This is a genomic window from Agarivorans gilvus (genome assembly GCF_001420915.1).
Classification (GTDB): Bacteria; Pseudomonadota; Gammaproteobacteria; order Enterobacterales; family Celerinatantimonadaceae; genus Agarivorans; species Agarivorans gilvus.
In genome coordinates this window covers 1,369,031-1,396,018 of sequence record NZ_CP013021.1, presented here as the reverse complement: position 1 = coordinate 1,396,018, position 26,988 = coordinate 1,369,031, and the positions used below count along the sequence as shown (strand labels likewise).

The 26,988-nt window shown below is 46.7% G+C and carries 23 protein-coding genes and 1 pseudogene; 16 read left to right on the top strand and 8 right to left on the bottom strand.

Annotated features, from left to right (window positions below):
- Positions 1-355 precede the first annotated feature (355 nt).
- Genes AR383_RS06570 through AR383_RS06545 form a run of 6 tightly spaced genes read left to right on the top strand, consistent with a single transcriptional unit; the run spans position 356 to position 7,576 of the window.
- A complete protein-coding gene (locus tag AR383_RS06570; protein ID WP_055732411.1) occupies positions 356-1,945 on the top strand; it encodes an ABC transporter substrate-binding protein in 1,590 nt (529 codons plus the stop codon).
- Between the two features lie 57 nt (positions 1,946-2,002).
- Positions 2,003-3,013, top strand: coding sequence for an ABC transporter permease subunit (locus AR383_RS06565; protein ID WP_055732410.1), 1,011 nt, complete (start codon positions 2,003-2,005; stop codon positions 3,011-3,013).
- Positions 3,014-3,024: 11 nt separating this feature from the next.
- A complete protein-coding gene (gene dppC / locus AR383_RS06560) occupies positions 3,025-3,924 on the top strand; it encodes a dipeptide ABC transporter permease DppC (RefSeq protein WP_055732409.1) in 900 nt (299 codons plus the stop codon).
- Positions 3,925-3,934: 10 nt separating this feature from the next.
- On the top strand, positions 3,935-4,915 hold the full coding sequence (dppD, locus tag AR383_RS06555) for a dipeptide ABC transporter ATP-binding protein (protein WP_055732408.1): 981 nt from the start codon (positions 3,935-3,937) through the stop codon (positions 4,913-4,915).
- Positions 4,912-5,940, top strand: coding sequence for a peptide ABC transporter ATP-binding protein (locus AR383_RS06550; RefSeq protein ID WP_055732407.1), 1,029 nt, complete (start codon positions 4,912-4,914; stop codon positions 5,938-5,940). The genes dppD and AR383_RS06550 overlap by 4 nt, the downstream gene beginning before the upstream one ends.
- Entirely contained in the window at positions 5,933-7,576 is a 1,644-nt protein-coding gene (locus AR383_RS06545) for an ABC transporter substrate-binding protein (protein ID WP_055732406.1), read from the top strand. The genes AR383_RS06550 and AR383_RS06545 overlap by 8 nt, the downstream gene beginning before the upstream one ends.
- On the opposite strand, the pseudogene dxs reads toward AR383_RS06545, so the two are convergent.
- The 3 genes and pseudogenes from dxs to AR383_RS06530 all read right to left on the bottom strand — a co-directional run bounded on the left by dxs (position 7,577) and on the right by AR383_RS06530 (position 10,605).
- A pseudogene (dxs, locus tag AR383_RS06540) lies at positions 7,577-9,444 on the bottom strand (1-deoxy-D-xylulose-5-phosphate synthase). It lies immediately after the preceding gene.
- Positions 9,445-9,478: 34 nt separating this feature from the next.
- Positions 9,479-10,363, bottom strand: coding sequence for a (2E,6E)-farnesyl diphosphate synthase (ispA, locus tag AR383_RS06535; protein ID WP_055732405.1), 885 nt, complete (start codon positions 10,361-10,363; stop codon positions 9,479-9,481).
- Positions 10,360-10,605 carry an exodeoxyribonuclease VII small subunit gene (locus AR383_RS06530; protein WP_055732404.1) on the bottom strand — a complete coding sequence of 82 codons (246 nt, stop codon included), beginning with the start codon at positions 10,603-10,605 and terminating at the stop codon, positions 10,360-10,362. Before AR383_RS06530 ends, ispA begins: the two co-directional genes overlap by 4 nt.
- A 222-nt stretch (positions 10,606-10,827) precedes the next feature.
- On the opposite strand from AR383_RS06530, the gene pomA reads away from it, so the two are divergent.
- From pomA to AR383_RS06510, 4 genes are all read left to right on the top strand, one after another.
- Positions 10,828-11,592, top strand: coding sequence for a flagellar motor protein PomA (gene pomA, locus AR383_RS06525; protein ID WP_055732403.1), 765 nt, complete (start codon positions 10,828-10,830; stop codon positions 11,590-11,592).
- Positions 11,593-11,600: 8 nt separating this feature from the next.
- Entirely contained in the window at positions 11,601-12,521 is a 921-nt protein-coding gene (locus AR383_RS06520; protein ID WP_198150237.1) for a flagellar motor protein MotB, read from the top strand.
- 136 nt (positions 12,522-12,657) lie between these two features.
- Complete coding sequence (gene thiI / locus AR383_RS06515; RefSeq protein WP_055732401.1) at positions 12,658-14,118, top strand: tRNA uracil 4-sulfurtransferase ThiI; 1,461 nt, start codon at positions 12,658-12,660, stop codon at positions 14,116-14,118.
- A 198-nt stretch (positions 14,119-14,316) separates the two neighbouring features.
- Complete coding sequence (locus AR383_RS06510) at positions 14,317-14,817, top strand: glycine cleavage system transcriptional repressor (protein ID WP_055732400.1); 501 nt, start codon at positions 14,317-14,319, stop codon at positions 14,815-14,817.
- A gap of 52 nt (positions 14,818-14,869) precedes the next feature.
- On the opposite strand, the gene AR383_RS06505 is transcribed toward AR383_RS06510, so the two are convergent.
- Entirely contained in the window at positions 14,870-15,274 is a 405-nt protein-coding gene (locus tag AR383_RS06505; protein WP_055732399.1) for a CBS domain-containing protein, read from the bottom strand.
- A 301-nt stretch (positions 15,275-15,575) separates the two neighbouring features.
- Here AR383_RS06505 and AR383_RS06500 point away from each other — a divergent pair, with 301 nt between their 5' ends.
- Positions 15,576-18,281, top strand: a complete 2,706-nt coding sequence (locus AR383_RS06500) for a bifunctional acetate--CoA ligase family protein/GNAT family N-acetyltransferase (protein WP_055732398.1) — start codon at positions 15,576-15,578, stop codon at positions 18,279-18,281.
- A 28-nt stretch (positions 18,282-18,309) separates the two neighbouring features.
- Here the strand turns inward: AR383_RS06500 and AR383_RS06495 are convergent, their stop codons facing one another.
- The 3 genes from AR383_RS06495 to AR383_RS06485 all read right to left on the bottom strand — a co-directional run bounded on the left by AR383_RS06495 (position 18,310) and on the right by AR383_RS06485 (position 20,895).
- Entirely contained in the window at positions 18,310-19,131 is an 822-nt protein-coding gene (locus AR383_RS06495; protein ID WP_055732397.1) for an N-acetyl-ornithine deacetylase, read from the bottom strand.
- 115 nt (positions 19,132-19,246) lie between these two features.
- Entirely contained in the window at positions 19,247-19,954 is a 708-nt protein-coding gene (locus tag AR383_RS06490) for a hypothetical protein (protein WP_055732396.1), read from the bottom strand.
- A gap of 383 nt (positions 19,955-20,337) precedes the next feature.
- Positions 20,338-20,895: a VC2662 family protein gene (locus AR383_RS06485; RefSeq protein WP_055732395.1), complete on the bottom strand. Its 558-nt coding sequence runs from the start codon at positions 20,893-20,895 to the stop codon at positions 20,338-20,340.
- Between the two features lie 220 nt (positions 20,896-21,115).
- On the opposite strand from AR383_RS06485, the gene AR383_RS06480 reads away from it, so the two are divergent.
- Together AR383_RS06480 and AR383_RS06475 are read left to right on the top strand one after the other, a co-directional pair.
- The gene (locus tag AR383_RS06480) at positions 21,116-22,273 is read left to right on the top strand and encodes a PQQ-dependent sugar dehydrogenase (RefSeq protein WP_055732394.1); all 1,158 of its coding nucleotides are present in this window, start codon (positions 21,116-21,118) and stop codon (positions 22,271-22,273) included.
- 276 nt (positions 22,274-22,549) lie between these two features.
- Complete coding sequence (locus AR383_RS06475; protein ID WP_055732393.1) at positions 22,550-24,037, top strand: L-fucose/L-arabinose isomerase family protein; 1,488 nt, start codon at positions 22,550-22,552, stop codon at positions 24,035-24,037.
- Between the two features lie 54 nt (positions 24,038-24,091).
- Here the strand turns inward: AR383_RS06475 and AR383_RS06470 are convergent, their stop codons facing one another.
- Entirely contained in the window at positions 24,092-24,670 is a 579-nt protein-coding gene (locus AR383_RS06470) for a TetR/AcrR family transcriptional regulator (protein ID WP_083481520.1), read from the bottom strand.
- A gap of 256 nt (positions 24,671-24,926) precedes the next feature.
- Between AR383_RS06470 and AR383_RS06465 the strand changes: the two genes are divergently transcribed.
- Genes AR383_RS06465 through AR383_RS06455 form a run of 3 tightly spaced genes read left to right on the top strand, consistent with a single transcriptional unit; the run spans position 24,927 to position 26,979 of the window.
- Complete coding sequence (locus tag AR383_RS06465) at positions 24,927-25,535, top strand: glutathione S-transferase family protein (protein ID WP_229711117.1); 609 nt, start codon at positions 24,927-24,929, stop codon at positions 25,533-25,535.
- A 24-nt stretch (positions 25,536-25,559) separates the two neighbouring features.
- Complete coding sequence (locus AR383_RS06460; RefSeq protein ID WP_055732390.1) at positions 25,560-26,027, top strand: nuclear transport factor 2 family protein; 468 nt, start codon at positions 25,560-25,562, stop codon at positions 26,025-26,027.
- 19 nt (positions 26,028-26,046) lie between these two features.
- Positions 26,047-26,979 carry a pyridoxamine 5'-phosphate oxidase family protein gene (locus AR383_RS06455; RefSeq protein ID WP_055732389.1) on the top strand — a complete coding sequence of 311 codons (933 nt, stop codon included), beginning with the start codon at positions 26,047-26,049 and terminating at the stop codon, positions 26,977-26,979.
- The last annotated feature ends 9 nt before the right edge of the window (positions 26,980-26,988 follow it).

Sequence of the window (26,988 nt, the reverse complement as noted above, 5' to 3'; positions counted from 1 at the left end):
ATGTTATCTAGTAGATTGTTTTTATAAATATTAAGTATATGCTTATTACTATGTGCATAATTATGATCTTCTAACGAATCATTAATCACTTCGACTGCGCCAAGTCTATTTTGGCTTATAAAATCCTGTTGATGCTATTTACAGTGGCAGATAAAAATACTAGTTTATTACGGGCAAAAAGCGGATCAGACTTGCTTAAATCGCGTACTGTCAATATTTGTCACTGTTAACAGGACATATCAGACAACTGATACTAGATTTATCAAGAATAAAAATTATTAGTCTATTCGCAAACACACCGGAAATGCGGCCATACCGGTTGCATATATGACAAGATGTCACACGGAGAATCATAATGAAAAAAGGATTAGCGAAGCTATCTTTAGCACTCGTAGCAAGCGCTGTAGCCGTCAGTGTACAGGCTAAAACATTTGTCTTCTGTTCAGAAGGCAGCCCAGAGGGTTTTAATCCAAGTTTGTACACAGCGGGTACCACGTTTGATGCCTCTTCTAAAAATATGTTTAACCGCTTAGTTGAGTTTGAAGTGGGTACCACTAACGTTATTCCTGGCTTGGCGGAGTCTTGGGACGTATCTGAAGATGGCCTAGAGTACACTTTCCACCTACGTAAGGGTGTAAAATTCCATAGCCAGAAAAAAGGCTTCAAACCGACTCGCGACTTTAACGCCGATGACGTGGTATTTTCTTTCGAACGTCAGGATGACCCTGAGCATCCTTACCACAAAGTGTCTGGTGGTTCTTACGAGTACTATAGCGGCATGGGCATGAACGATTTGGTGAAAGAAATCGTTAAGGTTGACGATTACACCGTTAAATTTGTACTAAGCCGCCCTGAAGCGCCTTTCATTGCTAACCTAGCGATGGACTTTGCTTCTATCTTCTCTGCTGAACAAGCTGATGCCATGCTTAAAGCGGGTACGCCTGAGAAGTTGGACCTTGACCCTGTAGGTACTGGCCCTTTCCAAAAAGTGCAGTATCAAAAAGACTCAATTATTCGTTACGTGGGTAATAAAGATTACTGGCGTGGTGCACCTGAAATTGATCGTTTAGTTTTCTCAATCACTCCTGACGCGTCAGTCCGTTATGCCAAGCTGAAAGCGGGTGAGTGTCACGTTATGCCTTATCCAAACCCGGCTGACGTAGAGCAAATGAAAGATGACCCCGAGATCAACCTAATGAGCCAAGAAGGTTTAAACGTAGGTTACTTGGCGTTTAATGCTCAAAAAGCACCTTTTGATAACGTTAAAGTGCGTCAAGCGCTTAGCTTAGCGGTTAACAAGCAAGCAATTATCGATGCGGTGTTCCAAGGTAGCGGTAAAATCGCTAAGAACCCCATTCCACCAACAATGTGGTCTTACAATAACGACACCGTTGATTACGCTTACGATCCAGTAAAAGCTAAAGCGTTACTGAAAGAAGCCGGTGTTAGCGATTTGAAAACCAATATCTGGGCAATGCCTGTTCAACGTCCGTATAACCCTAATGCGCGTCGTATGGCTGAAATCATTCAGGCCGATTGGGCGAAAGTGGGTGTGGATGCGGAAATTGTGAGTTACGAATGGGGTGAATACCTTAAGCGTTCTAAACAAGGTGAGCACGATACCGTATTACTAGGTTGGACCGGAGATAATGGTGACCCAGATAACTTCTTAAGTGTATTGTTAAGTTGTGACGCTGTAGGTGGTGGTAACCGTGCTATGTGGTGTTACAAGCCATTCAATGATGTGATTATGAAAGCGAAACAAATTTCTAATCAAGCTGATCGTACACCGCTATATGAAGAAGCGCAGTTGATCTTCAAGGAACAAGCTCCTTGGATCACTATTGCTCATTCTGTTACTTACCAGCCAGTTCGTAAAGAAGTTCAAGGCTTTAAAATTGACCCTCTAGGTGGTCATTACTTCTATGGCGTGTCGTTAAAATAAACATGCTTAGGGGCTGGTAACGGCCCCTTTCCTTCCTTCAGACACAGAGCTGTAGTTATGTTCCAGTTTATTATAAAAAAATTAATGTTGGTGATACCCACCTTCATAGGCATTACTCTTTTAACCTTTACTTTGATTCGTTTGATCCCCGGAGACCCGATCGAAGTGATGGCGGGTGAAAGAGGGGTGTCCCCCGAACGCCATGCTGCCTTGCGTGCCGAATTGGGCTTAGACCAACCCTTGTTGGTTCAATACTTTGATTATGTGAAGAACATTGCGAGTGGTGATCTTGGGCGTTCACTTATCACCAAGACACCGGTCACCGAAGAATTCTTAACTTTATTTCCCGCTACCGTTGAGCTCGCGACTTGTGCTGCCATTTTTGCCATTTTAGTCGGCTTACCCTGTGGCATTATCGCCGCCGTCAAACGGGGCTCCTTATTTGACCACTCGGTCATGACATTTTCTCTCACTGGCTATTCTATGCCCATATTCTGGTGGGCCTTGTTATTAATGCTGGTATTCTCGGTGAATCTGGGGATAACCCCGGTTTCCGGGCGACTGGATGTGACTTATTGGATTGATGAAGTCACCGGTTTTATGTTGATTGATACTTTGTTATCCGGTGAAGAAGGCGCGTTTTTATCCGCCCTCCATCACTTGGTCTTGCCCAGCATTGTACTGGGCACCATCCCGATGGCGGTGATTGCGCGAATGACCCGTTCATCGATGTTAGAAGTGTTAGGCGAAGACTATATTCGTACCGCTCGTTCTAAAGGCATGGCGCCAATGCGAGTGATTGTGGTACATGCGCTACGCAATGCATTAATTCCGGTGATCACCGTGATTGGCTTGCAAGTGGGTATTTTGTTGTCGGGAGCGATTCTTACCGAAACTATTTTCGCTTGGCCAGGGATTGGCAAATGGCTGATTGAATCCATTGGCCGTCGAGATTATCCAGTAGTACAAGGGGGCATTTTAATCGTGGCTACCATTATTATTGTGGTCAACTTACTTGTCGACATTCTTTACGGCGTGGTTAATCCGCGGATCCGTCACGGCAAATAAGGAAAGGTATTATGTCTGAACAAACTTCTAGCCCAGTGACTGGGCCACAAATTCAAACTCCTCTGCAAGAGTTTTGGAGCTATTTTAGTAAAAATACCGGTGCCGTGGTTGGCTTAGTATTTATTGTCGCCATGATCTTGGTGGCCTTGTTCGCCAGCGTGATTGCGCCGCATTCGCCTATCGAACAGTACCGTGACGCCTTATTACTACCGCCGTTTTGGGTAGAGGGCGGCTCTACTAGCTATTTGCTTGGTACTGATGATGTGGGTCGTGACATTTTGTCACGTTTGATCCACGGTGCTCGACTCTCCTTGTTTATCGGCTGCTTAGTGGTAACCCTATCGCTGGGTATTGGGGTAATTTTAGGTTTGATTGCCGGTTTCTTCCGCGGCTATGTTGAAACCATCATCATGCGCGCGGTAGACATTATGCTGGCGATGCCCAGCTTATTGTTGGCGATTGCGATTGTGGCTATCTTAGGTCCAAGCATCTTTAATGCGGCAATGGCAATTGCCATTGTATCGATGCCTCACTACGTACGTTTAACTCGGGCCTCGACCATTGCCGAGCTAAACAAAGACTATGTGATTTCCTCCCGCGTGGCGGGGGCGGGCTCGCTGCGTCTAATGTTTATTACTATTTTACCTAACTGTCTTGCTCCTTTGATTGTGCAAGCCACCCTAGGCTTTTCTAACGCCATTCTCGATATGGCCGCATTAGGTTTCTTAGGTCTAGGTGCTCAGCCGCCACAACCGGAGTGGGGCAGCATGCTGGCAGACGCCTTGCAGTTTGTACAACGCGCCTGGTGGGTGGTGACCTTCCCCGGTTTGGTGATTTTGTTAACGGTATTGGCCTTTAACTTGATGGGCGATGGCTTGCGCGATGCGCTTGATCCCAAGTTGAAACAGTAGGAGAAATCTTGTGTCTTTATTAGAAGTAAATAACCTTACTGTTGACTTTGGTGATGGCGATAACCCATTTCGTGCGGTTGACCAAGTGGGCTATAGCGTAGAGAAAGGTGAAATTGTTGGTATTGTTGGGGAATCGGGTTCGGGTAAGAGTGTTAGCTCGCTATCGATTATGGGCCTGATTGAATACCCCGGAAAGGTGAAGGCTGAAACCCTCAAGTTTGAAGGGCAAGACTTATTGGCCATGTCGGAAAACAAACGCCGTGCCATTACGGGTGCTGAAATCGCGATGATTTTCCAAGAGCCGATGTCGAGTCTGAACCCTTGTTATACCGTTGAGTACCAAATTAGCGAAGCGCTAAAAATTCACCAAAGCGGTGATAAGAAGTGGCGTCGTCAACGGGTGATTGAGCTGCTGGAACAGGTGGGCATTCCGGATCCTAAATCTCGCTTGAAGAGCTATCCTCACCAGTTGTCTGGTGGCATGAGCCAACGGGTGATGATTGCCATGGCTATTGCTTGTGACCCTAAACTGTTGATTGCTGATGAACCGACCACCGCTTTGGACGTAACTATTCAGGCGCAGATCGTGGATTTGCTATTGGATCTGCAAAAGAAAAAAAATATGGGTTTAGTATTAATTACCCATGATTTGGCGCTAGTAGCCGAGTCGGCGCATCGGGTGATCGTGATGTATGCCGGACAGGTGGTTGAAACAGGACCGGCCGAAGAGATTTTCTCTAAACCGAAACACCCTTATACCCAAGCTCTGCTGCGTTCTCTGCCAGAGTCTTCAGCCGGGAAAGAGCGTTTAGATGCGCTGCCAGGGGTGGTTCCAGGGGCTTATGACCGTCCTGTTGGATGTTTGCTAAACCCCCGTTGCCCATACGCAACAGAGCGGTGTCAGCAACAACAACCGCCTCTGCAAGGCGAAGGGAAGCGACAAGTAAGATGTTTCACTCCACTAGATGAAAGCGGGAGACCAAGCGCATGAGTGACAGTATTATCAAAGCCGCCGCGCTGCAGGCCGAAGCAAGCACCGAACAACAGTCGGTATTGTCCGTGAATGGGGTGAAAAAGCATTACCAAGTTAAAGCCGGGATGTTTAAACCTGATGCAACGGTAAAGGCCTTGGATGGAGTTAGCTTTAGCCTAGAGAAAGGCAAAACCTTGGCGGTGGTGGGGGAGTCGGGTTGTGGTAAGTCAACTTTGGCCCGTGTGCTCACCATGATTGAAACACCTAGCGCAGGTGAACTGTGTTTCGATGGCAAAGATATTTTAAGTTTGGGTAAAGACGCCGCGAAGGTGTTGCGGCAAAAGATCCAAATTATCTTCCAAAACCCTTACGGTTCGCTTAACCCGCGGAAGAAAGTGGGAACGATTTTAGAAGAGCCTTTGGTTATCAACAGTGACATGACGAAGGCTGAGCGTAAGCAAAAAGCCTTGGCTATGTTGGCCAAAGTGGGTTTAAGACCAGAGCACTATGACCGCTATCCACATATGTTTTCTGGTGGTCAGCGCCAGCGTATCGCAATTGCGCGTGGTTTGATGCTGGATCCGAAAGTGGTGGTGGCTGACGAACCGGTGTCTGCGTTGGATGTATCGGTGCAAGCTCAGGTGCTCAATCTAATGATGGATTTGCAGCAAGAGATGGGTTTAAGTTACATCTTCATTTCTCACGATTTATCGGTGGTAGAACACATAGCCGATGAGGTAATGGTGATGTATTTGGGTAAGGCAGTAGAATACGCCTCTTGTGAGGAATTGTTTAGTAATCCAAAGCACCCTTATACTCAGGCGCTGTTATCGAGTACTCCGCGGCTAGATCCCGCACATCGTCGCGAGAAAATTAAGCTGGAGGGCGAATTACCTTCACCACTTAATCCTCCTGCCGGTTGTGCTTTTCACGCCCGCTGTCGCTTTGCCAATGAACGTTGTCATCAATCGCAACCTGCCTTGGTTAAAGAGGATAACGCGCAAGTGGCTTGTTTCGCTCGAGAAGAAGGGCGAATTGCCTAAGTTATTTAGCGTGACCAAAAAAGCGGGTTTTTCCCGCTTTTTTTATCGCTTTTTTCGGTGTAACGTAGCGGTATTCTGTTCGTATGGGGTGAATAGCTTGCTATTGCCAAGAAAATCAAAGACTCAGCTTGGTACTTGGCTGGTATTATTATTTATGTTTGGCGCAAGCGTAGCCCAAGCTAACGCTAAAGAGTTGGTCTGGGGAACAGCTTTTCATACCGAGCCTCAGCCGATCGTGGATGATTTAGATACTTCGCGAAATTTCGTTAACCATCTGTTGTTTGACCCTTTGTTTTTAAGTGACCAGCAGGGGCGCATTGGTCTGGGTCTGGTGACTAAGTGGAAAATCATTTCGCCCACCCAAGTTCAATTTGAGCTGCGCGATGGCGTAAAGTTTCATTCTGGTAATTTGTTGAGCGCTGAAGATGTCGAGTGGACCTTCCAGCAAATTAATCAACAAGCTAACTTACATACTTTGTTTGCCCCAATTAAGAGCCTACGAGCGATCAATCGCTTGCAGTTCGAAGTGCAAACTTTTCGCCCGTTCTCTCAACTTATTCAACGCCTTAGTCTTGTTTTTCCGGTGGATAAACAGTTCTATTTAGCGCAACAACAAGCTGAAAATGGATCTCATGTTGTTCAAATATCGGGAACGGGGGCTTACAAATTGAGCCGTTACGTTCCGGGTATTGTGACCGAGTTTAGTGTTAATCCAGATTATTGGCGTAAGCGCGAGGGCAATGTTAGTAGTATAAAGGTGGTGCCGATCAAGCAGGTAGAAATGCGCATGGCTAGCCTGTTTTCTCGTGATGTAGATATCATCGATCATGTGCCCGATAGCTATGTTGACTTGCTGAATAAAGATAAACAACTATCGGTGATTCAGACCCGCGGTTTGAAGTGGTTAGCCATTGAGTTGAATCAGCACCATCCGGCTTTAGCCAAGCGTCGAGTCCGTCAGGCTATTAATTTAGCGATAGATAATGCCCGTTTAGCCGAGGGGCTTGGTCCTTACGCCATGGCATCAACTCAGCTCAGTATTCCTGGGCAAGCTGGTTACAACGAAGAGTTATTGCCTCGTTATAACTTATTGTTGGCGCATCAGCTATTGCAACAAGCTGGCTACGCAGAGGGCTTTAGTTTAAGCATGGCGATCCCAAATTCCTTGTTTGATGAGCAATCCAAAGTGGTCTCTCAGTTAGTGTCGATGTTGGATCGAGTGAATATTCGCTTAGTTCCTAGTTGGCTGGATGAAGCCGACTACCAGGCTAACGTGAGTCAGTGTTTAAGCGATTTAGTACTGACTCGGCGGCAAAAGGATGCTGGCAATGTACTGTCTATTGCGCGCGCTATGTACTTAAACGATGAGCTGGATGAGCCGAAGCAGGCCACACGCTGTCGGGTATATCAAAATGAAGAGGTTTCTGAATTGATTCTAGCCGCCGAGCAGGAGCTAGATGGTGAGCAAAGGGCGGTAATTATTCGTGAACTAGAGAAGGTGATGTACCAGCAAGCGGCATTTGTTCCGCTTTACTGGCAACGTAAGATTTGGGCTACTAATCGGCGTCTTGATATTAATAGCTTAAATCGCAACAGCCTGTTTCCTTTGTTCGAGCACCTACAGATCCTCGACTAACTAGCGGGCGATAAACTGCTCGATTTTTTGTTTGATACCGGCGCTGTCTAGGCCAAGCAAGTGGTAAATTTCTTGTTGGCTACCTTGTTCGATAAAGTCGTCAGGAAGGCCAATGTTAAGTACTTTGACTTGGTTTAGCTGTTCGGCAAATAAAAATTCATTCACAGCCGAGCCAGCACCGCCTTGAATGGCATTTTCTTCCAGTGTCACTAGCAGCTCATGGCTGTTCGCCAAGGCTTTGATGCAGTCCTCATCGAGAGGCTTAATAAAGCGCATATCCACTAAGCTAGCGTTGAGTTGTTCAGCGACTGATTGGCACTGGCAAAGTAAGCTGCCAAAGTTCAGTATTGCAATTTTAGCGCCTTCTCGAAGTACTCTTGCCTTACCTATTTCTAGCGCGCTCATCTGGGCTTCTATAGGTGTATTGTCGGCTCCACCACGCGGGTAACGCACTGCAGCAGGGCCTTGGTGTAGATGGCCGGTATAGAGCATTTGCCGACATTCATTTTCGTTAGCGGGCGCCATAATCACCAAATTAGGTATCGCGCGTAGGTAGCTTAAGTCAAAAGCCCCTTGGTGGGTCGGGCCATCGGCGCCAACAATGCCAGCACGGTCTATGGCAAACAGTACTGGTAAATTTTGAATGGCAACATCATGAATGACTTGATCGTAGGCACGTTGTAAAAAGGTGCTATAGATGGCCACCACTGGATGATAACCCGAGATGGCTAAGCCAGCAGCGAAGGTGACCGCGTGTTGCTCGGCAATGGCTACATCAAAATATTGCTCAGGGAACTCTTTAGAAAAACGAACCATGCCAGAGCCTTCGCGCATGGCTGGAGTAATTCCCATTAATTTGGGGTCTAAAGCGGCCATGTCGCATAGCCAGTCGCCAAATACCTTGGAAAAGGTGGGGGCGCTGCCGCTACTTTTAGGTAAGTTATTTTGGCTGGGATCAAACTTAGGAACACCATGATAACCAATCGGGTCTTGCTCGGCTGGAAGGTAGCCTTTGCCCTTTTTGGTCATTACATGCAGAATTTGTGGGCCTTTTAAGTCACGCATGTTACTTAGGGTGCGAACTAAGCCTTTTACATCGTGGCCATCAATCGGGCCAATGTAGTTAAAACCAAACTCCTCAAATAAGGTTCCTGGTACCACCATGCCTTTCAGGTGCTCTTCGGCGCGCCGAGCCAGCTCTTTAATCGGAGGCATGCCACTTAGTACTTTCTTACCGCCTTCGCGCAACGAGGAATACAGTGAGCCCGAGAGTATATTGGCTAAAGAGTTATTCAGTGCGCCAACATTCTCAGAAATCGACATTTCGTTATCGTTAAGAATCACCAGCATATCGTTGTGAATTGCGCCAGCATGGTTAAGCGCTTCAAAAGCCATACCGGCAGTCATCGCGCCGTCGCCGATCACCGCCACTACTTTACGGCCTTGTTGCTCTTTCTCGGCAGCGATAGCCATACCCAAGGCGGCCCCAATAGAGGTGCTAGAGTGACCAACACTAAGTACATCGTATTCGCTCTCTTCTCGCCAAGGGAAGGGATGTAAACCTTTGAATTGGCGAATGGTGGGCATTTGTTCACGTCGACCGGTGAGGATCTTGTGCGGGTAGGCTTGGTGGCCAACATCCCACACCAATTTGTCAAAGGGGTATTGTAAACATAATGTAAGGCAACGGTGAGTTCCACCGCGCCTAAACCAGAGGCAAGGTGACCACTGGACTGACTGACACTGTTCAATAAATATTGACGAAGCTCATCGCATAATTGAGGTAGTTGCTGCGCCTCTAATTGGCGTAAGTCGGCGGGCAAGTTTGCTCGCGCGAGAGTAGGGTAATTTTTAATATTCAGTGTCATATAAAATGCTTATCATTATTTTTATTGTTGACGACTAGTTGTTTCGATGCACGACGTAATCGGCTAGCAAAGCTAGCATTTGGCTATTGTAAGGCAAACGCTCTAATGCTTGAAGCGCTTCTTTACCTAAGCTTTCCGCTTTGTCGATGGCGCCCTGTAATCCCAATAAACTTGGGTAGGTGCTTTTGTTTAAGGCTTGATCAGAGCCCTGCGGTTTTCCTAAAGTATCAGTATCACTAATAATGTCTAAAATATCGTCTCTCACCTGAAAGGCTAGGCCTAGAGCATCGGCGTAGGCGCTTAAAGCTTGCTGCTCTGATTGGGCAATGTTGCCACAAATCGCACCTAACATAATGGCGGCTTTTATCAATGCGCCGGTTTTATGCTGATGCAGCTGTTCGAGTTGCTGCAGCGATATTTTTTGATTGGTTGATACGATGTCTATGGCTTGGCCACCACACATGCCCTGATAACCGGCAGCTTGGCTGAGTACCCTCAACATCATCACTTTTTGTTGGTCACTTACCGGCGCATCGGCAATCAGACTAAAGGCCAAGCTTTGTAAGGCATCACCCGCAAGTATTGCGGTGGCTTCATCAAAGGCCTTGTGACAGGTGGGCTGGCCGCGGCGCAGGTCGTCGTCGTCCATGGCGGGTAAATCATCATGAATCAATGAATAGGCGTGAATGCATTCCACTGCTGCTGCAGCGGCATCTAGGGCTTGATTGTCGGCGTCATTGAGCTGCCCCACCAAATAGACCAATAAGGGGCGGATCCGCTTACCACCCAGCAGTAAACCATGGCGCATTGCGGCTAACAGCTGAGGCTCGGTTGCTCCTTGTGCCGCCAGAACTTGCTCAAGGTGATGATTGATTCGGCTTTGGTAGTCAGCAATGCAGCTGGCTAGCTGTTGATTCACTCAGATGGCTCCTGAATTAAGGGTTCTAGGGTATCGCCACTGGCTTGGTGACGAAGAACATCCACTTGTTGTTGGGCTTGTTGCAATTTACTTTGGCCTGCATTGGCTAAGCTGATGCCGCGTTCAAATTGTTTAAGAGATTCTTCTAAACTTAACTCGCCTTGCTCTAATTGCTGAACAATATCTTCTAGTTCATTGAGCGTCTCTTCAAATTTCATGTTTTCTGGTTTTTTGACGGCCATGGTCAATCCCTCTCAAGCTAGTGCTGGCGCAAACTTACCCTAGGCTCTGTGGGAGGTCAAACTTGCAACTCAAGTATTTTCATTTTGGCCGATAAATATAATAGTGCTTGAGCTTTCAAGACCTTGAAATGAGAACACAAAATTATCTTCGATTCTGTTTTTGGAGTAGGCTAGTATTAGTAAAATAAAAATCTCTAGGCTACAGGTTAAAAGGAAAACACAGTGGATTTAGCAACGCTGATTGGGATTATCGGCGCCTTCGCATTCGTAGTAATGGCGATGGTGATGGGGGGAGGGATAGGCATCTTTGTCGATATTCCTTCGGTACTAATTGTCTTTTGTGGCTCCTTGTTTGTTGTATTGATGAAATACAACCTAGGGCAATTTCTAGGCGCGGTTAAAATCGCCGCCAAAGCCTTTATGTTTAAGGTTGATAAACCTGAAGACTTGATTGAGCGTTCGGTAGAAATGGCCGACGCTGCGCGTAAAGGCGGATTCTTAGCCTTAGAAGAAGCCGAAATTAGCAATCCCTTTATGCAGAAGGGCATCGACATGCTAGTAGATGGGCATGACGCCGATGTGGTGCGTTCCACCATGGAAAAAGACATCCTGTTAACCTCTGAGCGCCATGAAATGGGGGCCGGTATCTTCAAAGCCTTGGGGGATGTAGGCCCAGCGATGGGGATGATTGGTACCTTGATTGGTTTGGTGGCTATGCTGTCTAACATGGACGACCCTAAATCGATTGGTCCTGCGATGGCGGTGGCCTTGTTAACTACCTTGTATGGTGCCATTTTGGCTAACATGGTGGCGATCCCCATTAGTGAGAAACTAATGCTGCGCTCTGGAGAAGAAAAGCTTAATCGAAGCTTGATTTTGGATGCGGTGCTGGGGATCCAAGATGGTCAAAACCCGCGGGTAATTGAAGGGGTGCTGAAAAACTATCTTCCAGAGGGCAAACGCTCTTTGGGCACCACTGACGACTAGATGAGGCAATAATGGAAGAACCTTGCAAATGTCCCCCGGAAGGATTGCCCGCTTGGATGGGCACCTTTGCCGATTTGATGTCTTTGTTGATGTGCTTCTTCGTATTGCTGTTGGCCTTCTCTGAGATGGACGTGCTTAAATTTAAGCAAATTGCCGGCTCAATGAAGTATGCCTTTGGGGTGCAGAACTTACTTGAAGTTAAAGATATTCCCAAAGGCACCTCGGTTATCGCTCAAGAATTTCGCCCGGGTCGCCCTGAACCCACACCAATTGAAACCATCATGCAGCAAACCATCGATATGACTCAGGCTAAACTGGAATTTCATGATGGTGAAGAGGCCGACGCGGGTGGCCAACAAAAAGCGGCTGGTCAGCAAACGGGGGGGCGCTCGTCGGCGACTCAGGCTCAGTCTTCCCAGAGTCAATCACAAACTCAGGCCGAGCAAAACCAAACCGCTAAACGGATTGCCCAGCAGTTGCGCGACCAAATTGAAGATGGCGCCATCGAGGTCGAGTCTTTAGGCCAGCAAATCATTATTCGAGTTCGCGAAAAAGGGGCTTTCCCTTCAGGTTCGGCTTTTTTGCAACCGAAATTTAGACCGGTGATCCGCCGGGTGGGCGAAGTGATTAAAGACATACCCGGCATTGTGACAGTCTCGGGACATACCGATAATCAACAAGCTGAATCAGAGCTGTATCGCTCAAACTGGGATCTCTCCAGTCAGCGTGCGGTGTCGGTGGCCCATGAGTTGATTAAAGTCGATGGCTTTGCTGAGGAACGCTTAGTAGTGAGTGGCTTGGCTGATACTCATCCTTTAGTGCCGAATAATACTTTGGATAATCGCCGCCGTAATCGCCGTGTTGAGATCGGCATAATGCAAGGTAAGGCCAGCCAGTCGGGTGAAATATCCGTCTCTGAAGAGCAATAACCCTCCCTCCTAGCCAACACCTCAGTATCACCGAGGTGTTGGCTAGGTCGTTTATCCGCTTCAATTAATAACAAGATTGGCTCGTTGACTGAAGTCGCGTTATAATTCGCGCCCAAATTTATCAAGGCCCAGAGTTATGAAGTTCATCGTTAAGTTATTCCCAGAAATTGCCATGAAGAGTAAGCCGGTGCGTAAGCGCTTTAGCAAGATTCTTCAAAGCAATATTCGTAATGTTATCAGTGCCTTTGATGACACTATTCGGGTGCGCTTAGATTGGGACAGAATGGTGGTGACTTCACGTAATGACAGCGAAGAGAATCGTCAGGCCTTGATTCAGGCACTGTCGTCTACGCCGGGCATTGTTCACTTCCTTGAAGTTAGCCAGCATCACTATACCGACTTACACCACATTTATGAGCTGACTTACCAGGTTTGGAAAGATCGCTTAAAAGGCAAAACCTTTTGTGTTCGCGTAAAGCGCAGCGGTCAGCAAGAGTTTTCGTCGATTGAAGTGGAGCGTTATGTTGGAGGCGGTCTAAATCAACATTGTGAAAGCAATGGCGTGCGCCTGAAAAATCCTGATGTCACGGTGAATATAGAAGTGGCTGATGATGTGGTTTATTTGGTTCAAGCCAAGCATCCCGGCTTAGGTGGCTTCCCAATTGCTACTCAAGAAAGCGTGCTCTCTTTACTCTCAGGTGGCTTTGATTCTGGGGTATCGAGTTATCAGCTGATTAAGCGTGGTGCCAAGGTGCATTATTGCTTCTTTAACCTGGGCGGCCGAGCGCATGAGCTGGGGGTTAAGCAGGTGGCACATCATCTGTGGAAACGCTTTGGCTCATCACATCGGGTTAAGTTTGTGGCAGTGGACTTTGACCCTGTGGTAAATGAGATTTTAGAGAAAGTCGATAATGGCCAAATGGGCGTGGTGTTGAAGCGGATGATGGTGCGTGCTGCCTCTAAAATTGCCCAGCGCTTGGATATCCCCGCGCTGGTTACAGGCGAAGCTGTCGGTCAAGTATCTAGCCAGACTCTGGTTAATTTGGGCATGATTGATAAGGTTTCAGAGACCTTGATTTTACGCCCACTGATTGCTACCGATAAACAAGATATTATTGATACCGCAAAGAAAATTGGCACCAATGATTTTGCCGAGACCATGCCTGAATATTGTGGGGTGATTTCTAACAAACCGACGGTTAAGGCGGTTGAATCTAAGCTTTTAGCAGAAGAAGAGAAGTTTGATTTCGCCATTTTGCAGCAGGTGGTTGAAGAGTGCCGAATTTCCGATATTCGTGATGTAGCTAAAGAAGCCGACCAGCAAGTCATTGAAGTACACAGCGATGAAATCGCTCAGGATAAAGAAGCGGTGGTATTGGATATTCGCTCGATAGAGGAGCAAGAACGTAAGCCCTTTGAATTAGAAGGCGTGGCCGTTCAGTATATCCCGTTTTTTAAATTGGCGACTCAATTTGGCGACTTAGACCAGAGCAAGCATTATTTACTGTATTGTGACCGCGGCGTGATGAGTAAATTACAAGCCTTATATTTGCAGGATGCAGGCTTTAAAAATGTTGGGGTTTATAGTCAACAATAGCCGTTAAATAAAGCCAGCGAAAGCTGGCTTTTTTGTTTTATTTATATCGAAAAGTCACTAAAAACTAAGGTATTTTGTTCATATATATTTTTTTAATTGGGTTTTGCTGAAGATTCCTTCAAACTCAGAGTCTTATCACACCCTTAGCCCTTATATGGTATAGACTTAAATTAGGTTTTATAAAAAAGGGGTAGATGTATGAGTGCTTTGTTTTTAGTTACTGCCGTTGGAGAGGACAAGCCTGGTACATTAAATCATTTGGCTGACCTTACTCATTCCCATCAAGGCAAATGGTTAAGCAGTCGAGTGGTCAATTTAGACGGCTATGTCGCCTGTATTTTTAAAGTGCAAGTTCCACAAAAGAATAGCCAAGCTTTACAAGAGCGCTTGTTAGCCTTAGGTGAGCTGCAAGTGACCATTCATCAGTGTAAACCCGCTCATTTGTTGGAAGCCGAGCCTATACGCCTCTCCATTGATGCCGAAGACCGTCCCGGATTGATTAACGATATTACCCGCTTATTAGTGGGACATGGAGTGAATGTAAACAAATTGGAGTGTCACCGAGTCAGTGTTCCTGATGCCGGAGAAAATGTATTTACCGCCGAATTTGATTTAATGGTGCCCGATAACGAAAACACCGCCAGTATCATTGCTGAGATAGAGGGTTTACAAGAGCAGATGGTGGTATCACAAGTTTAATTTAGATGGTATTTGGGTCTTTAGGGCTGTGAATACAGCCCTTTTTTACTGCTTATTTTAGGTTGAATTCTTTAACCGCATTCAAAATACTTCGAATACTGTACTGGCCGATGAATTTGCCGTTCTCAACCACTGGCATTCTGCGGCGTTTTTGTTTTATCAGTAACTCGGCCACGGCTAGGATGTCCATGTCGGTGCCCACACTATCCACTTCTTCGGTCATAAATTCTTTTACCGTGCCGCCGATTTCCCCATGGTAGGTACCCTTAAGGATGGCTTGTAAGCAGTCTATCTCTGAAATAACACCCACCACTTCTTTGTTATCGTTTAATACGGTGGCACCCGATACCTTAGCTGCCAGCATAATATCTATGGCTTCAAACAGCGAGGTTGACGGTTTTACAGTGACGGGATTTTTGGTCATGTAATCAATTGCTCGAATGGACCTTAGGGCCATGTTTTATTCCTTTATTTGGCAGGGTTTTATCTAGATATGAATGATAAAGGTATATTTTGTCCAGTTGTTTGTATGAAAAACTGGCGTAAGTTAAAAGAAAATGGGTAAGTTTGAGTAATATGTAGTAATGCTGTTGCGCTTTGGCTAGCTGCTTATAGTTGGCTGATGTTCGCAGCCAAGCTTAAGCCGTTACGACCTTGGTAGTACAGACCGGATATTGTGAGCCCTCGGCTCTCACTTTGCGGAGATACACGTTACACTGGATAACATTGCTGCGCTTGCTAAACATGAGAAAAATGGAATGAGTCAACGTAAACTGCATGAGCTATTTTCGCCGAAGTCTATCGCGGTTATCGGGGCATCGAACCGTGCCTTGCGCTCGGGTAATGTGGTAATGAAAAACTTGATGAGTGCCGGCTTCAATGGTCCAGTCATGCCAGTTACGCCTAAATACAAAGCGGTATTGGGGGTGCTGGCCTATGCCAGTATAGAAGAGTTACCTCAACGACCAGACTTGGCCATTATTTGTGTTAACGCGGCACGCTTACCAGAGGTTGTTGAGAAGCTCGGTCAATTTGGCTGCAAGGCTGCGGTGATTACCGCTGGTGGCTTAGACATTAAAGCCGAAGGCAAAACGCAAGACATTGCCAGTGAGATTCTGTTGCTGGCGCAGCGTTATGGCATGCGAATTTTGGGGCCTAATAGCTTGGGGATTATGTTACCCAATATCGGTTTAAATGCCTCCTTTGCACATGCTAATAGCCAGCCTGGAAAAATTGCTTTTGTGTCTCAGTCGGCGGCGGTGTGCACCACGGTTCTAGATTGGGCAAATAATAAGGGTATCGGTTTTTCCTCTTTTATCTCCTTAGGTGATGCTCTAGATATTGATTTTGGCGAGTTACTCGATTATCTCGCTAGAGATGCCAAAACCCAGGTGATTATGTTGTATATCGACTCGGTTAAGGATCCGCAGCGTTTCATGTCGGCGGCCCGCGCAGCATCTCGTAACAAGGCTATTTTGGTGATTAAGTCTGGACGAAGTCGGCTGGGGGCGCAGGCGGCGGCTTTGCATACCGGTGGGCAAGTGGGCAACGATGCGGTTTATGATGCGGCCTTTAAGCGCGCAGGTATGTTAAGGGTTAAAGACTTACACGAGTTATTTGCAGCGGTAGAAACCCTTACCTATGCCAATCCCTTGCAGGGTGAGCGCTTAGCCATCATTAGTAATGGTGGTGGTCCTGCGGTGTTGGCGGTGGATGCCTTATTAGAGAGAGGCGGCAAGCTGGCTGAGTTTTCAGAGCAAACCCTAAACAAGTTGTCTCAAGTACTGCCCAGCGCCTGGTCTGGGCAAAACCCTTTAGATATTGTAGGTGATGCCGATCCCGCCCGGTATGCTCAGGCCTTAGATATTGTGGCGGGCAGTGGTGAAGCCGATGCTTTACTGTTAATGCATGCCCCCTCGGCCCTAGCTGGCGCTGAAGAAACCGCTCAAGCGCTGATCAATGTGATTAAACAAGATAGTCGCGCCCGTCGATTAAATATCTTAACCAATTGGATGGGTGAACGAGCCGCCTATCCCGGGCGTTTGGCTTTTAGTAAGGCGGGGATCCCCACTTATCGAACCCCAGAGGGGGCGGTAGGAGCGTTCATGCATATGGTAGAGTTTCGCCGTAACCAGAAGTTACTCTCAGAGACGCCCAGCAGTACCGACAAAACCATGGTTGACCAAGCGGCTAGGCAAATTTTGCAACAAGCCATCGCCAAGGATGTGTGGGTACTAGAAACTCATGACGCTAAACCCTTATTGCAAGCTTACGGTTTAAATACCATTGAAACTTGGTTTGTGCGCAATGTGAGTGAAGCGCTGGCATGCGCTGAAGAGATTGGTTATCCGGTGGCGCTAAAAATACAGTCTCCTGATATTTTGCATAAGTCTGATGTACATGGCGTCAGTTTGAATATTAATAATGCCCATCAGTTAGAAATTGCTGCGGAGTCTATGCTAGAAAGGGTGAAGCAGGCCTATCCTCAAGCCAGAGTAGAGGGCATGATATTGCAACGCATGGCCTTAACTGCTGGCGCGCAGGAATTGCGGGTGGCGGTGATTAGTGACCCGGTGTTTGGCCCAGCGATTTTCTTAGGCGAGGGCGGTTCAGAGTGGGATGAGACTCAGGATGCTGCGGTGGCGCTGCCGCCGCTGAACATGAGCCTAGCGCGTTATTTAGTGATTTCGGCGCTGAAAGCGGAAAAAATCAGAGACCGGCGGCTGCCCAACGGCTTAAAAATGGACGCCCTGTGTAAAATGCTGACCCGCTTATCGAGTTTGATCATCGATTGTCCAGAAATTGCACGTTTAGATCTTAATCCGGTATTGGCGGCGGGAGATAACATCATTTTGTTAGACGTGAATATGCGGCTGCAAGACAGTGATGACAAGTTAGGGCAACGTCTGGCTATTCGCCCTTACCCTAGGGAGTTAGAAGAATATTGTGAGATAAAAAACGGCTCACGAGTATTACTCAGACCGATCCTTCCCGAGGATGAACCCAACCATTTGGCCTTTGACTCTTCGTTAAGTGAGGAAGATCGCTATAAACGTTATTTTGGCGCACGCGGCCAAATGACCCATGAGGAAATGGCCTTACTCACGCAAATCGACTATGCCCGAGAAATGGCTTTTATTGCCGTTGATGAAAAGGCTGAGGATGACCGCGCTATTTTGGGTGTGGTGCGGGCCACCATTGACCCTGACAATATTGAAGCCGAATTTGCCATGGCGGTAAGGAGCGATTTACAAGGGCTAGGCTTGGGTAAACATCTGCTACAGAAGTTAATTCGTTATTATCAAGCCATGGGCACTCAGAGCCTAACGGGTATGACCATGATACAAAACCGCGGCATGGCGGGCTTGGCCAAACACCTTGGCTTTAGAGTAAAATTTGAGTTAGAGGATGGGGTGATAGAGATGCACTTAGATCTGCAAGACAAGGTGGAATCGCAGGCTTAGCTCAATTCCACCAAGGCTTAAGTGAGTATTAACTCTGCTTGAGGCTGAAGTTTAAGAATTGCTGCATCACCGCACAATTGGCGTTGATGCGTTGATCGAAGTCTTCTAGTGCTGGGGTTTCACTGCAAGCGCCCCGTTTAGCGCCTAACTGTACTAAGCACGACTCAAATGAACTATCGTAGTGGTTATGGATCAAGCCTTTATCCAAATTCCAACCGTCGATAGTGCTGTCGGCGGCAAGTGTAAAGTAGTGGGCTAGGCTATCCCTTAGCCCCGTGCTAAAGGCTCCTGCTGCTTGTCCAGGTTCAAAGGAGTAAACATAACAGCTGTGCTGCAATACATCTTCATGGCAGGTCAAAATACCATCTCGACTCAGCGTTTTTAGTAAGTCTTGATGGGCTATTAACAGTTTTCCTTCTACAGAGCTCTCTTCAGACACTACGGCTTGGCCGTCTTCAACCGCAAAACCTCGATTGGGATTTTCACCAAACTGATTAAAACGATGGCCTGCTTTAAATCCGGTGGGGTTAACTAAAGGCAGTACACTGAGGTTGATTTGCGAGAATATGTCGTTTTCTAGTTGGCTTAAAAACTTCAACATTCCCCAGGGGCCAGCGGCTTCTTCTCCATGAAAACCGGCGCTAATTAAGATATTGGCTTTGTCGGCTTGAGGCTCGGCAGATTGGTATAAATCTAAGGGGTAAGCAGCGATTTCTCCCAGTGTTTGCTTAGCCATAGCTAAACGTTGCATCTGATGTTGGAGTTGCTGATAAAAACAATCAATATCGTTGCTGGCACAGCCAAATTGCTGGGAATGCCAATGAAACTGTTGGAAAGAAGAGCGGTTCAAAACCTAGGTTCCTATAAATCATGTGATCCTTAAGTTGCCTACACTACCAGCACTTGAAGCTAGGCTCTAGTGCTTTTATTAGTTGTTATTGTTAAGTTCGGCTTGGCGGCTGGACTTACTCTACATCGTCTTTGTTAGCATCGTCATCAGGATAAATAAGGATGGCTTTACTCAGTTCTTGGGTGAAGGCTTTAGCTAAATGTTGATGTTTATTGTTGAGGTAGAAGTAGCTGGTAATGGTGGTATAGGCCTGCTTAAAACAACTTTTTATTTGCTGTTGCTCCAGCTCGTCAAGCAGGTTGTTAATCGAACGTTTGGTGGCAGCAAAATAGTCAGCACGGCCTAGCCGCAGCATGGTGACTAATTTATGTGGGTTGGATACTTTTTCATACCCCAGCTCTGAGAGTTGATAAAACATCTCAAAATAAGGGATGCCAGTAATGCCAACCGGCTTGAAGTGAGCTAACTCGCTTGGCTCTTCAATACAGCTTTGGCTTTGGTGTACCCATATCCATAAGGCTGAACTTTCTATTGGAACATCGATTTTAAACATGTTTTTCGTTTGACGGCCGGGGATTTCATAAGCAAAAGCTTCACCATCGAGTTCGTCGTACTCCATTAGGTGCTCGGCTCTAATTTCCGGTAGCGGAAGCAGCTGAAGGGAGATGTTTAAGTTGTTAGCAGCAAGCTTTAAGCTTTTTATACTGGCTTCTTCCCCGGCATCGAGGTCATGGTCGATTAAGGCGACTTTTAGTGTTTGAGCTCCTAAGGCTGCGTTACTTAATAAAAGTAATGTCCAGCAAAGTCTTCGAAGTCGTATCATTTAAGCGAAACCCTTCAGTTGGTTGATTCAAGTATAGAATGTCGCTATTTGTTGGAGAGTTTTTTCAAGTTTGTTGTGAGCTAATTCTGCTTATTTAGTTATGGGTCTTCTACCAAATAAAGGCATAGTAGTGGTTAAGCGGGTAAGGACACGGTCTTAAATGTAGCTCATGGTTCGGTATGCCTCGAGTAGGCCATGCCGGCAGTATAGGTTTAAACTGATAGACAAGGGACGAACGGTTAATCCGCGTGACAATAATCGCCTGTAGAGAGATTATTCGCATCGATAGGTGCGAGTGCCATGAGGGGGATGGAATTAAATGAGTCGGTGTTTGTTATTGAAATAAGGGAAAGGCTAGCTTTCCCTTGTATGTTGGCTATAGCTTATTTGGCGAAGTTAAATATTGGGAAACATTTAAAGAAGCCGTTATCGGCACAATTGATGATACCAATTTGTATGCCGTCGATTTGCTTAGTCATATTGAACAAACCTACTTGAACGTTAGATTTGTTAGAAATACTGGCCAAACCTACATCGGCCTTGGTATAGCCCTGCGAAAAGTTTACCGCACTCCAGTTTAAGCCGTTAACGTTATTGGTGAAGTTGACCGCGCCAAGGTTTACCCCGGTAGTTAAGCCGGTATTCCAGTTAAATAAACCTAAAGACGCACCTTTCATTTCTTCGGTGACTTTAGCACCGCCCCAGAATAAGCCAAAGTTAATGCCGGTGCTGCGTTTGGTTTCAGACATACCTAAAACCGAAAAGTCGACGCCTTTCACTTCATCAACTTTGCCGTGTAATACCGATAGACGCACACCACTAACTGCATTCGCGTTGGGAGCATTGAAGCCATCAATGCTTGAAAACATTACAGGGGTTTCGGCTAAGGCTGGCAGTGAAAAGCAAGATGTGAGGATAAGCGCTGAGAGCGTTTTTTTCATGATAAATTCCAGTCTGTGGTAGTTGAAAGTGTCAGTGATATATAAGCCATTACTGGCTGTTTGGTAAATTTCTTATACTTAGAATATACCAAATCGGTTACTTATTTTGTTTTTTTAAACTGTTCATTGTTTTGCTTAAGGGATGGAGTGAGGCTGTAAGGTTTCAACGATGCTTGGCTGCAATGCTAAAGTGTAGGGGATAGCTGGTGGAGTAAACAAGATGCAAGTAGCAAACAAACCGCGCTGGATTATTGTGGGTTTAATCGTGGCCGTGATGTCAGTATTCGCGGCTCGCTCGGCTTTGGCATTGCAGCGTGTAACCAGCCAAGACTATACGCTGCAAGTGAGCCACTTGGCACAGTTGCCCGGTGTACCTTGGGGCATGGCTTGGTTGAACCGCCACACCTTAATAATTAGCTTACGCCACGGCGAGTTGTTGAGCCTTCGCCTCGATAAGCTATCTGCCCAGCAGCCTGCATGGCAAAAAATCACTGGTTTACCCGCTGTTTGGGCGCGTGGTCAAGGAGGCCTGTTAGACGTGGTGAAGGGGCCAGATGGCTGGTTTTATTTTACTTATAGTAAACCTCAGCAAGGTCAAGGGGTGACCGCTTTAGCTAAGGCTCAGTTACTACAAGATGAGCTAGGAAAAGTGAGCATTGCGTTTTGGCAAGAGTTGTTTGTTAGTGATTCGGCCAGTGATACTAATCGCCATTATGGCAGTCGTATCGCCTTTGATAAGCAGCATCTGTATTTTTCAATTGGTGACCGTGGGGTGCGAGAGAATGGCCAAAATACCCTTAATCATGCTGGGAGCATCGTGCGTTTAAATTTCGATGGCAGCATTCCTAGCGATAATCCTTTTGTTGGCAATAGCCAATTTGCCGACGCCATTTATAGTTATGGTCATCGCAATCCTCAAGGTTTGGCCTACGATGAACTCAAGCAGCGTTTGTGGGCAATAGAACATGGCCCGCGCGGCGGCGATGAACTGAATTTAATTGAAGCCGGTGCTAACTACGGCTGGCCTATCACCTCCCATGGCAAGGAATATTGGGGGCCATTAAAGGTAGGTGAAGCAGAAACCATGGAGGGAATTAATTCTCCCCGCACAGTGTATGTGCCTTCGATTGCGCCGGGTTCTTTGCTGCTATATCAAGCTAAAGCTTTTAGCCAGTGGCAGGGTAACTTATTCACTGGCGCCTTAAAGTTGCAGCACCTTAATCGTATTGTGCTGGATGAACAGGGAAATGCTATCGCAGAGGAACGTTTACTAAGTGAGCTGAACCAGCGGATCCGGGCCTTAAGTGTTGGCCCGCAAGGTTTGCTGTATTTTACTACCGATAGCGGCAATCTCTACCAATTAAGCCCTGTGAATTGAGGTTTGCTATTGCTTGAGCGAAGGTGACTGGCGTGCGGTACTACGCTCGATTAATCGGCTTATCTCCTCGTTGTAGTGACTGCTGTTCCCATTCATAAATTTATTTGTGGGATGTTGTAAATCGCTTTTCCTGCTAACGTTTTTTTACTTCTGCTTTTCGCAAATTAACAAGCTTGGGCTTTGTTGATCAGTATCAATTCATTTATGACTCACTTATCACGCACAGTAGGGAGACTAATAACAAGGTCAAAAGACCCTACACCCGTGGAGCGAGTGATGATTAATATCCCACAAGTAAAATTAGGTATTGTTGCGGTGAGCCGTGACTGTTTTCCTATTTCATTATCTGAGCAACGTCGTCAGGCGGTAGCTGGAGCCTGCATTGAGCAGGACGTTGAGCTGGTTCAATTAAACACCATTATTGAAAATGAAAATGATGTAGTTAAAGCCCTAGCCGAAGCTGAGCAGGCGGGTATTAACGCCTTGGTTATCTACTTAGGTAACTTCGGGCCTGAAGGTCCGCTGAGTTTAATGGCGCAGCGTTTTTCTGGGCCATGCATGTTTGCCGCCGCGGCCGAAGAGGCCACCGCAGGCTTAAAAGACGCGCGTGGTGATGCTTATTGTGGCGTATTGAACGCGTCTTACAGCGCCGGTTTACGTAACCTAGCGGTGCATATTCCTGAGTATCCGGTTGGTACTGCCCCTGAAGTGGCCGCAATGATTGCTGATTTTGTGCCAGTGGCTCGCACTATTTTGGGTTTACAAGGGCTTAAAATTTTCTCCTTTGGACCTCGTCCTCAAGATTTCGTTGCTTGTAACGCTCCCATCAAGGCCTTGTTTGACCTTGGTGTTGAAATCATGGAAAACAGCGAACTGGATTTGTTCGACCTTTACCAAGCCGCTGAAGGGCATGCTGACATTCCTAAAATTGTTGCAGAGATGCAAGCCGAGCTAGGGGTTAACAATCCTTATCCCGATTTATTACCTAAGTTGGCCCAATATGAAGCAGCCCTATTAGATTTTCACGCGGCCAATTTAGGCGCTTCTAAGTTTGCGGTATTTGCCAATAAGTGCTGGCCTTCATTTGAGAAGTTCTTTGGTTTTGTACCATGTTACGTGAATGCGCGCTTGGCGCAGCGTGGCATTCCGGTGGCTTGTGAGGTGGATATTTACGGGGCGCTATCAGAATACATGATTAGTTGTGCTACTAATCATCCGGCAACGCTGCTGGATATCAACAATACCGTGCCTCAAGACATGGTGGCGGCTAATGCCAGCGTATTGGGCGACTATACGGCGAAAGACTTATTCATGGGCTTTCACTGTGGTAATACCGCGCCAAGCTGCATGAAGAATTCGCAGCTGCGTTTCCAAAAGATCATGCATAGCTTGATGGAAGCGGGCCAAGAGCCAAACATTACTCGTGGCACCTTAGAGGGGCAAATTAAACCCGGCCAAGTTACACTATTCCGCTTACAGTCTACCGCCGATACTCAATTGCGAGCCTACGTGGCTCAGGGCGATATTTTGGATATTGACCCTCAGTCATTTGGTGCGATTGCGGCGTTTGCTATTCCTGAAATGCAACGTTTCTACCGTCATGTATTGATTGAGAAACGTTATCCTCACCATGCCGGCATAGCTTTTGGTCATGTAGCTAAAACGCTATATCAAGTGCTGCATCTATTGGGAGTCACTGATATTGATTACAATCAACCTGCGCAGCAGCGCTACCCTAACGAGATCCCTAGTGTGTTTCTGTAAGCGCTAAACATAATTCTATGCCTAACTAAGCCGAGCAATAGCTCGGCTTTGGTTTTATAGGGATTGCTTCAATAAGATATAAGCCATTTGTTTGGCGCGTTTGGCAGCTGTTGCATCGTTACAAGTATGGGCTGCTACAATGGCACCATCGGCCAGCATTGCTAGCTGTTTGGCTAGGTTTAATGGATCTTTAAGGGCTAAACCATTTAGCTGTTGTTGAATCAGTTGCCGTACTGCCTCTTTATGTTCGTTACAAGCAAGGTGTACCGGATGGTCTTGTGAGTGGTATTCGGCAGAGGCATTAATAAACATGCAGCCAAAAAACGCGCTGGAATTAATCCATTCATCTAAGCCATCGAAAAACGCCATAATGGGGGCAAACTCAAGCTCACACTGTTGCTGCGGAGTAAACTGTTCAATCTTGTCTTTAAGTAAAGCCAGTAATTGCTGATCGCGGCGCCTTAAACAGGCAACAATTAACTCTTCCTTAGACTTAAAGTGATTGTACAGGGTTTTTTTAGCCACCCCAGAGCTGGCCAAAATGGTGTCGATACCGGTGGCACGAAAGCCTTGTTGGTAAAACAAGAGCTGCGCGGTATCGATAAGCAAATCTCGTTTGCGGCTAGTCATCATTCTTTCCTACAGTCTTATTACAACAAGTATACCGCTCTGTCTCTTTTTTTGCACGGCCTTCATTAGCCACTCAGATTTCACTATTTATCCCAATTAATCAAATAGTTGACTTTAGTGTTCAAAAAAAGATCAAAAAATACGTTGACCTAGACAGATCTGTCTCCTATCTTAAATGAGAAAGGAGACAGGGCTGTATACTTTGGCGTTTGGCCAGCTGATCTGTTTCATCTTTGTTAATCCAAATGAACGAGGAACGATGATGTTAAAACTGTATGATTTTGAATTATCTGGACACGCCCACAGGGTGCGCTTAATGCTGGCTCTGCTTGGTTTAACCTACCAAAAAGTCACGGTGAATTTGGCTAAAGGAGAGCATAAGCAAGCCGCATTTCGCCAAATTAACCCTTTGATGCAGGTGCCTGTTTTAGAGGACGAGGGGATGGTAATCCGCGACTCTATCGCGATTATTACCCACCTCGCTAATAACTATGCGCCGGCTTGGAACCCTAAATCTAGTGAACTACAGGCGCAAATCCAGCAGTGGTTAGCGATAGCCCGTAACCTAGCGGATGGGCCGGCTAAGGCGCGCCTTATCACCGTGTTTAACGCTCCATATGATCCCGAATCTGTTATTGCCAACAGTCATCAGCAACTTGCGGTAATTGACCAGCTATTAGCGGGTAAGCGCTGGATGGTAGGTGCTCAGCCTAGCATCGCCGATGTGGCTTGTTATTCGTATATTGCGCACGCCCCAGAAGGTCAGGTTGCGCTGGATTCATATGCCAATATTTTGGCTTGGTTAGAGCGCCTTGAAGCTTTATCAGGCTTTGTTGCGATGCAGAAAACGCCCCTGCGCGCGGCTTAACTTAACATTGAATGAGGAACAATTATGCAACAACGACACCCCTTACCACCATTTAACGCTGAAACTGCTGCGCAAAAGGTTCGTCTGGCTGAAGATGCTTGGAACTCACGCCAAGCGGAAAAGGTGGCGGCGGCTTATAGCCCAGACAGCCAATGGCGTAACCGCGCTAGTTTTATTAATGGACGTGAGCAAATTACCGCGTTTTTAAGCGCCAAGTGGGACAAAGAGCAGCAATACCGTTTGATAAAAGAGCTATGGGCTTATAGCGATAATCGTATCGCGGTGCGTTTTGCTTATGAATGGCAAGACCAAGCTGGGCAATGGTATCGCGCTTACGGGAACGAAAACTGGGAGTTTGACGAAAATGGTTTGATGCGTAGCCGTTATGCCAGCATTAATGACTTGCCGATCAGCCCAGAGCAACGGCTGTTTCATTGGCCGCAAGGTCGCCGGCCTGATGAACACCCTAGCTTAAGCGACTTGGGTTTATAAGTGTAGTAAGGAGAAGCCTATGGCGGTGTTTCATCAAGGAGAACTTGCTCTGCAACAAAAGGCAGGGGTAAAAGATAAGCTTGGTCCTATTGGTGAGGCCTATATTCGAGATTATCTGCCCTTGCAGCACCAACAGTTCTTTACCCAACAGAAGGTGCTGTTTGCCGGTTTAACCGATGATCAAGGACACCCCTGGGCGTCTCCTATTATTGTTGAACAAGGTTTTATTCAGTCTCCCAACCCGCAGACTCTCGTGATCGAGGCTCGGGTTTTGCTCGAATATTCACGACGACTCAGTGTAGACCTTCACGACCATTTGGCTTTACTGGGTTTGGATTTTGCCAGTCGTAGGCGTAATCGCCTTAATAGAGTGGTGAGTTATAGCAGCCCATCAATGCTACGTTTAGAGGTAAAACAAAGCTTTGGAAATTGCCCCAAGTATATTCAGCAGCGCCAAGTGCATTGGCGAAACGGTAGCGCCATGCCTAAAGCGGAAGATTTTAGCGAATTGGCGATTGATGACGCTTACGTGCAGTCCTTAATTGAGGGCTGCGATACCCTGTTTATTGCCTCTCGTTCGAAGGCGTTAGCACCGAGCAATGGTGGGGTAGATGTGTCGCATCGTGGTGGTAAAGCTGGGTTTGCGCGTTATTCGAAAGTCTTGGGTTTAGTTATTCCAGATTTCTCCGGCAACTCTTTTTTTAACACTTTGGGGAATATTTACTTGGATAGTCGTGTGGGTTTATACCTTCCCGATTTTAATTCGGCTAATTCGCTGTGGTTGAAGGGGCAAGCAAAGATTGTAACTCAAGTCCCCCGTGCTTATCGCTATCGGGGAGCGCAGCGTTATTTGCTGGTGCAGCTGGAACAAGCCTTACGGTTAGCCAATCAGGGCTTGCTGCAAAGTGGGCAAAGCCAATTGTCACCGGCGCTGCTAGACACCGGTGACTAAATAAAGGTG

Bases quoted from the DNA above. Each gene is read 5' to 3' on its own strand.
- AR383_RS06570 (WP_055732411.1), top strand. From the start codon at position 356: ATGAAAAAAGGATTAGCGAAGCTATCTTTAGCACTCGTAGCAAGCGCT.
- AR383_RS06565 (WP_055732410.1), top strand. From the start codon at position 2,003: ATGTTCCAGTTTATTATAAAAAAATTAATGTTGGTGATACCCACCTTC.
- dppC (WP_055732409.1), top strand. From the start codon at position 3,025: ATGTCTGAACAAACTTCTAGCCCAGTGACTGGGCCACAAATTCAAACT.
- AR383_RS06550 (WP_055732407.1), top strand. From the start codon at position 4,912: ATGAGTGACAGTATTATCAAAGCCGCCGCGCTGCAGGCCGAAGCAAGC.
- AR383_RS06530 (WP_055732404.1), bottom strand. From the start codon at position 10,605: ATGGCCGTCAAAAAACCAGAAAACATGAAATTTGAAGAGACGCTCAAT.
- thiI (WP_055732401.1), top strand. From the start codon at position 12,658: ATGAAGTTCATCGTTAAGTTATTCCCAGAAATTGCCATGAAGAGTAAG.
- AR383_RS06510 (WP_055732400.1), top strand. From the start codon at position 14,317: ATGAGTGCTTTGTTTTTAGTTACTGCCGTTGGAGAGGACAAGCCTGGT.
- AR383_RS06505 (WP_055732399.1), bottom strand. From the start codon at position 15,274: ATGGCCCTAAGGTCCATTCGAGCAATTGATTACATGACCAAAAATCCC.
- AR383_RS06500 (WP_055732398.1), top strand. From the start codon at position 15,576: ATGAGTCAACGTAAACTGCATGAGCTATTTTCGCCGAAGTCTATCGCG.
- AR383_RS06490 (WP_055732396.1), bottom strand. From the start codon at position 19,954: ATGATACGACTTCGAAGACTTTGCTGGACATTACTTTTATTAAGTAAC.
- AR383_RS06485 (WP_055732395.1), bottom strand. From the start codon at position 20,895: ATGAAAAAAACGCTCTCAGCGCTTATCCTCACATCTTGCTTTTCACTG.
- AR383_RS06480 (WP_055732394.1), top strand. From the start codon at position 21,116: ATGCAAGTAGCAAACAAACCGCGCTGGATTATTGTGGGTTTAATCGTG.
- AR383_RS06475 (WP_055732393.1), top strand. From the start codon at position 22,550: ATGATTAATATCCCACAAGTAAAATTAGGTATTGTTGCGGTGAGCCGT.
- AR383_RS06470 (WP_083481520.1), bottom strand. From the start codon at position 24,670: ATGATGACTAGCCGCAAACGAGATTTGCTTATCGATACCGCGCAGCTC.
- AR383_RS06465 (WP_229711117.1), top strand. From the start codon at position 24,927: ATGATGTTAAAACTGTATGATTTTGAATTATCTGGACACGCCCACAGG.
- AR383_RS06460 (WP_055732390.1), top strand. From the start codon at position 25,560: ATGCAACAACGACACCCCTTACCACCATTTAACGCTGAAACTGCTGCG.
- AR383_RS06455 (WP_055732389.1), top strand. From the start codon at position 26,047: ATGGCGGTGTTTCATCAAGGAGAACTTGCTCTGCAACAAAAGGCAGGG.